Source organism: Streptomyces sp. OfavH-34-F (assembly GCF_022347745.1).
Taxonomy (GTDB): domain Bacteria; phylum Actinomycetota; class Actinomycetes; order Streptomycetales; family Streptomycetaceae; genus Streptomyces.
Genome location: NZ_JAKRGC010000365.1, coordinates 1 through 5,876, shown reverse-complemented (window position 1 = coordinate 5,876; position 5,876 = coordinate 1). Strand labels below are relative to the sequence as shown.

The following is a 5,876-nucleotide window of genomic DNA, read 5'->3' as shown; positions in this document are numbered from 1 at the left end:
GCTGGCCGTCCTCCAGCCCTTCGGCCACGACGACGGGGCGCACGCGGCCCCGCCGGCCTTCTCGGCGCCGGCCTCCACCCCGGCGTCCGGGCCGTCGGCGGCCGGCAGCGCCTCGCCCACCGGCTCCCCGAGCCCCTCGGCGTCCCCGAGCGGGAAGAAGAAGGACGGGGCGGGCAAGGACGGGAGGGACGGCAAGGACGGGGAACCGGGCAAGGACGGCCGGGACACCGACGGCTCGTCCACCACGAGTGGCGGCGGCTCGGGCGGCTCCTCCGGCGGCTCCTCGTCCTCATCGGGCGGCTCCACGAGCACGTCCGGCGGCGGTTCGGGCGGCGGCTCCTCCACCTCCGGCGGCTCCTCATCGGGCGGCTCCACCAGCACGTCCGGTGGCGGCGGATCGACCACCACCTCCGGCGGCTCCACCGGCGGTTCGGACAGCGGCAGCACGGTCCCGGCGGTGTTCGTCGGCACCTGGAAGTACGGCGAGCTCTACAACCCGGGCCGGCCCGGCACCATCACCATCTCCAAGACCGGCGTGGTCCGCCTGGGGGACTACCCGTACAACAACTGCCCCTACGAGGGAAAGGTGACCTCCGGCACCAGCACCCGCCTCAACGTGGGGGCCCTCAAGCTGATCGGCCCCAACCCCGGCTACTGCTACAACCAGACCGACGCGTCCTTCTTCGTCGTCAACGGCAGCGGCATCCAGCACGACGTCAGCGGCTATAAGTACTACTACAAGCGGGCTTGAACCCCGCACGATTCACCCCGGTCCGCCCCGCCCCGCGAGCGTGACGGCGCGTGGGCGGGGCATGCATGGCGTGAGCACCTTTGAGACAGGGGGCGAATGACCGTGCAGGCGGGGGAAACGATGGAGCGTCCCGAAGTGGCCCGGATGCTCCGCAGAGTGGACCGGGCCGACCTGGCAGCCGTGGGGGAAGTGCGCGGAGCCGTACGGGAGTTACTGCGCCACCGGTGGCGGGAGGAACCGGCCCGGGTCGCCGAGCTGCTGCTCAGCGAGCTGGTGACCAACGCACTGGTGCACACCGACGACGGCGCCGTCGTCGCGGTGAGCGTCGCCCCCCGCAGACTGCGCGTGGAGGTGAGGGACTTCGTCCCCGGCATGCCGCCCGAGCCGCACGTACCGCCCGCCGACGACGGTACGCACGGCCGGGGGCTGGTCCTGGTGGAGAGCCTCGCCGACTCCTGGGGGATCAGCCCCCGTTCGCTGGGCAAGGTGGTGTGGTTCGAACTGGACGGCGAGCGGCCCTGACCGCCCTCGCGGGAGATCAGGGCCGCTCGTACGCGACACCCGGCAGGCCGGTTCAGCCGAACTGCTGCTCCAGGTCCTTCAGTTTCTTCTCCAGGGTGTCGAGGCGGGGGAGGGCCTGGGTGTCGTCCTCGGCCGTGAGGTCGATCGCGCCTGACCCGCTCGCGCCCGATTCCGGGGAACCCGCCGCGTTCGCGTGGCCCCCGGCCTGCAAGGACGGCCGGGGCCGCAGCGGCAGTTGACCCGGCTCGGACACGGCAGGCTCCGCGAGGGCCGGAGCCGGAGCCGCCCCTGGGGGCAGCGCCGTCACGTCCGCCACGGGGCCGCCCCGGCCGAGCCGCCCCCAGGCCCGGTTCTGCCGGTTGAGCGCCTTGATGTGCGCCCGGTCCAGCTTCTCCTGGTCCTTCCTGCGGAGACGGTTCTGCTCCTTCTCCCGCCGGTCCTCGCGCACCTCGTCGACTGCCTCGTCCAGGGTGCGCACGCCTTCGAGGAGCATCAGCGACCAGGCGCCGAAGGTCTCCCGGGGCGCGCGCAGCCAGCGCACGATCCGGATCTGCGGCAGCGGCCGGGGTACCAGGCCCTGTTCGCGCAGGGCGGCCCGGCGGGTCTGCTTGAGCGCCCGGTCGAACAGCACGGCGGCCGAGAGGGACATCCCCGCGAAGAAGTGCGGGGCGCCCGCGTGGTCGATGCCGCGCGGCGCGTGCACCCAGTTGAACCAGGCGGCGGCACCCGCGAACGTCCACACCAGCAGCCGCGAGCCCAGCGCCGCGTCCCCGTGGCTGGCCTCCCGCACGGCGAGGACCGAGCAGAACATCGCCGCCCCGTCCAGGCCGAAGGGCACCAGGTACTCCCAGCCGCCGGAGAGGCCGAGATTCTGCTCGCCGAAGCCGACGAGCCCGTGGAAGGAGAGCGCGGCGGCCACCGCGGCACAGCAGAACAGCAGCACGTACGAGGCGGTGGCGTACAGCGTTTCCTTGCGTCTGCGGCGCTCCTCGCTGCGCTCCCAGCTGTCGTCGGCCGTGGCCGTGTCAGAGGTGCGCTTGCCGCGCGCGACCACCGCCACCGCCGCCATGACCCCCACGAGCAGCACGGCGCCCGGAAGCAGCCAGTCAAGCGATATGTCGGTCAGTCTCATGCGCGGTCCCTTGCGTCACGTAGGGCGTTTCGGGCGCCATCGTGGCGGAGATTCCGGCACGGCCAGACCGTTTCGGGGCAAGAGAACGCCAATGGGGTGTCCGGGGCCGCCGATATCGGCGATCTGGTCGAACACACCTCAGTGGTGCGCGCGTGATGTTCGAATGCGTGTCGCCCGTTCGGGCGGTGTGGATCAGGGAGCGGGCGTCAACTTGCGTACACGGTCCGCGTCGCACGTCCGCGGACAGGTCACGCAGGTGTCCTCGGGGCGCAGCGTGTAGAAGAGGCAGCAGCTCGCCCGGTCGCGGGTGGGCAGCACCTCGCCGCCGGGGCCGGTCAGCTCGCGGAAGCCCGCCGTGCCGACGTACGGCTTCGTGGTGCCCGGCAGCAGCGCCTCCAGCTCCGCCATGGCGCGCCGCTCCTCGCCCAGCAGGTGCGCGATGTACCAGAGGCCCTCGACGATCTCGTCCGTCGCCATGCCCCACAGGGCCCGCTTCCCGCGCCGCATGCGCGGCCGGAAGCCCTCCAGCACCGGGCCCAGGTGGTCCGCCACCGCCTCCAGCACCTCGGCGCGCAGGGCCGCCTCGTCGGCCACCACCCGCGCCCCCGGCAGCGCGGCCGCCGGGTCGCCGGGCAAGCAGGCGAACTCCCGCACCCGCAGCGTCAGATGCCCGAGCGCCCGCTGGAACGAGACGTCCTCGACCGGAATCCGGGGCACCCGGCGGTGCAGGAACCAGGGCACCGTCACCAGCAGGCAGGCCGGCCAGGCGTAGCGGTGCAGGCCGAAGCTGGCGATCACGTCGGGCCGGGCCCGCTGCCCGTAGTCCCGCTGGACCTGGGCGTCGTCGAAGGCGAGGAAGGTGTCCAGCGCCTCGCCGCCCGCCGCCAGCTCGTGCGCGCCCACCCAGCCGGGCCCGCCGGGGGCGCTCTCGCCGTCCGCGAGGACTTCGGCGCGCAGCCCGGGGAACACCTCGGTCAGGCGCGCGTAGGCGTCGGCCACGGGGGAGGCCGTCACCGCGGGGAGCAGGGAGGGCAGAGGCATGCGGGGGACCACCGATTCACGATCGTCAGCAGGTAAGCCTTACCTTACCCTGCCGGAACGATGTGTGAACTGGAGGCTCCTGCGCCTATCGTGCACACAGGGCGCCCGCCGCGCGAGCCGCGCCCGCGACCGGCCGAGGAGGTGCCCGTGGAACAGGGAAGAGCGCGCGAGGAGGCACGCCCCCGTCACGGGGCGCCGCAGCCCGTCCCCCTCTCGTCCGTCCGGGTGCCGGAACAGGCCCGGGGCGAGCACACCCACGGCGAACCGGCCGAACCCTCCCCCCGCGACCGGGTCCGCAGGCACTCCGTGCGCGGCCAGATCCTGGACGCCCTGCGCGCCGCCCTGGTCGGCGGCGAGCTGGTACCCGGCCAGGTCTACTCGGCGCCCGCCCTGGGCGCCCGCTTCGGCGTGTCGGCCACCCCGGTGCGCGAGGCGATGCAGCAGCTCGCCGTCGAGGGGGCCGTGGAGGTCGTGCCGAACCGGGGCTTCCGGGTCGCCGAGCGCGGACCGGGCGAGCTGGCCGAGCTGGCCGAGGTCCGGGCATTGATCGAGGTGCCCGTGATGCTGCGGCTCGCCCGTACCGTGCCGCCCGCCCGCTGGTGCGCGCTGCGCCCGCTGGCGGACGCCACCGTGGCCGCGGCGGCGGTCGGCGACCGGGCGAGCTACGCGGAGGCGGACCGGGCGTTCCACGGAGCGGTGCTCGCGCTGGCCGGCAACCAGAGCCTGGTGCGGGTCGCGGACGACCTGCACCGCCGCTCCCAGTGGCCGCTGGTGGACAACCCGGTCACCCGGCGCGCCGACCTGCTGGCCGACGCCTCCGAGCACACCGCGCTGCTCGACGCCCTGATCGCCCAGGACGTGACGGTCGTCCAGACGCTCGTACGCGAGCACTTCGCGGGCGCGGACGGCTGACGGCCCACCGGACCGGCGCCCGGCCGCGCGCGGAATCCGCCCCGGCTCAGTTGGCCTCGATCGTCTCCGGCGGGGGCGGGTCCAGGTGCGGGCCCAGCCAGGTCGGGACGCCCCCGAGCAGCCGGAACAGCCGGCTCGCCTCGGCCCGCAGCCGGCCCGCCTCGGCCGGTTCGCTCTCGGCGTCGGCCAGCGCGATCAGCGCCGGGGCCGTACCGACCAGGTAGCCCAGCTCCTCCCTGATCCGCAGGGACTCCGCGAACCCGTGCCGGGCCTCCGCCAGCTCGCCCTCGCGCAGCGCGATCAGCGCGAGATGGCGCCAGGTGGAGGAGAGCAGCAGCGCGTCGTTCTGCGCGGCGGCCCCCGCGTGCGCCCGGCGGTAGGCGGCCCGCGCGGCCTGCGGGGAGTCCGCGATGTTCTGCGCGATCAGGCCCCGCCGGAAGTCGAGCAGCGGCCGGCCCTGGGCGGTGGGGGAGAGCAGCGCGGCGGCCCGGCCCAGGGCGACCCGCGCCTCGTCGGCCCGGTCCCGGACCCCGAGCAGCGTCGAGGCGTACGCGAAGTGGCCGCGCTCGCAGGCGGCGGCGCCGCGCTCCTCGTCGTCGTGGGCCATCGCCTCGGCGGTGCGCAGCGCGTCCTCGGCCTCCGTCCAGCCCTGCCCGGTGTACAGGCACCGCTCGGTCAGCAGCGCGGTGCGCTGGAGCGCCGCGGCCGGGTCGGTGGCGGCGTCGTGTTCGAGCAGCGCCGCGGCGTCCGTCCAGCAGCCGCGTGAGCGCAGCCGCCATACCGCGGTCTGGAGCGGAGGATCGTCATTTTTTGTCGTTCCGGAACCAGACATGGCGGTATGCGCCACATTGCCCTCCCCGAGCGCGCCTTCGAGCTGTGGTGAGCGTCCGGGCACAGCCGGACACCCGTGGGTATGGCCCGCATCACAGCATGGAATGGCACGCCGGGCCAAGAGGCCGGGACAATGTCAGGTGAAAGTTTTCACAATCGGTGGCGGAAGCGGAACCCCTTGCGGGGCCCGGCGGTTCAGCTCATACGCAGGGCGAGGAAGAAGTCGAGCTTGTCCTCCAGGCGGGCCAGGTCACGCCCCGTCAACTGCTCGATTCGCCCGACGCGGTAGCGCAGCGTGTTGACGTGGAGGTGCAGCCGGGCCGCGCAGCGGGTCCAGGAACCGTCGCAGTCCAGGAACGCCTCCAGGGTCGGGATCAGCTCCGCGCGGTGGCGCCGGTCGTACTCGCGCAGCGGGTCCAGCAGCCGCGCTGTGAACGCCCTGCGCACGTCGTCCGGGACGAACGGCAGCAGCAGGACGTGCGAGGCCAGCTCGTCGTGACCGGCCGCGCAGACCCGTCCCGGCCGGGCCGCCGCCACCCGCCGGGCGTGCCGCGCCTCCTCCAGCGCGCCGCGCAGCCCTTCGGCGGAATGCACCGAGGCGCTGACACCCAGTGTCAGCCGGCCGTCGTCGGCGAGGCCGGCGCCCAGCGGGGTCCGTACGGCGGCGAGCAGCGCGTCCGCGTGCAG

Annotated in this window: 6 protein-coding genes and 1 pseudogene; 3 read left to right on the top strand and 4 right to left on the bottom strand. The window is 74.2% G+C overall.

Annotated features, from left to right (window positions below):
- Positions 1-751 (top strand): annotated as a pseudogene (locus MHW47_RS31020) (serine/threonine protein kinase); the annotation flags it as partial.
- Between the two features lie 156 nt (positions 752-907).
- Positions 908-1,273 (top strand): ATP-binding protein, encoded by a 366-nt coding sequence (locus MHW47_RS31015; RefSeq protein WP_308381732.1) that lies wholly within the window; start codon positions 908-910, stop codon positions 1,271-1,273.
- Between the two features lie 52 nt (positions 1,274-1,325).
- Here MHW47_RS31015 and MHW47_RS31010 read toward each other — a convergent pair whose 3' ends face one another.
- Together MHW47_RS31010 and MHW47_RS31005 are read right to left on the bottom strand one after the other, a co-directional pair.
- Positions 1,326-2,405 (bottom strand): DUF2637 domain-containing protein, encoded by a 1,080-nt coding sequence (locus MHW47_RS31010; RefSeq protein WP_239227198.1) that lies wholly within the window; start codon positions 2,403-2,405, stop codon positions 1,326-1,328.
- Positions 2,406-2,597: 192 nt separating this feature from the next.
- Positions 2,598-3,446 (bottom strand): (2Fe-2S)-binding protein, encoded by an 849-nt coding sequence (locus MHW47_RS31005; RefSeq protein WP_239227197.1) that lies wholly within the window; start codon positions 3,444-3,446, stop codon positions 2,598-2,600.
- A gap of 147 nt (positions 3,447-3,593) precedes the next feature.
- Between MHW47_RS31005 and MHW47_RS31000 the strand changes: the two genes are divergently transcribed.
- Positions 3,594-4,358 carry a GntR family transcriptional regulator gene (locus tag MHW47_RS31000; RefSeq protein ID WP_239227196.1) on the top strand — a complete coding sequence of 255 codons (765 nt, stop codon included), beginning with the start codon at positions 3,594-3,596 and terminating at the stop codon, positions 4,356-4,358.
- 46 nt (positions 4,359-4,404) lie between these two features.
- Here the strand turns inward: MHW47_RS31000 and MHW47_RS30995 are convergent, their stop codons facing one another.
- Positions 4,405-5,190 carry a hypothetical protein gene (locus MHW47_RS30995; protein WP_239227195.1) on the bottom strand — a complete coding sequence of 262 codons (786 nt, stop codon included), beginning with the start codon at positions 5,188-5,190 and terminating at the stop codon, positions 4,405-4,407.
- Positions 5,191-5,384: 194 nt separating this feature from the next.
- On the bottom strand, positions 5,385-5,876 hold a 492-nt coding region (locus MHW47_RS30990), incomplete at its 5' end, for a CdaR family transcriptional regulator (RefSeq protein ID WP_239227194.1).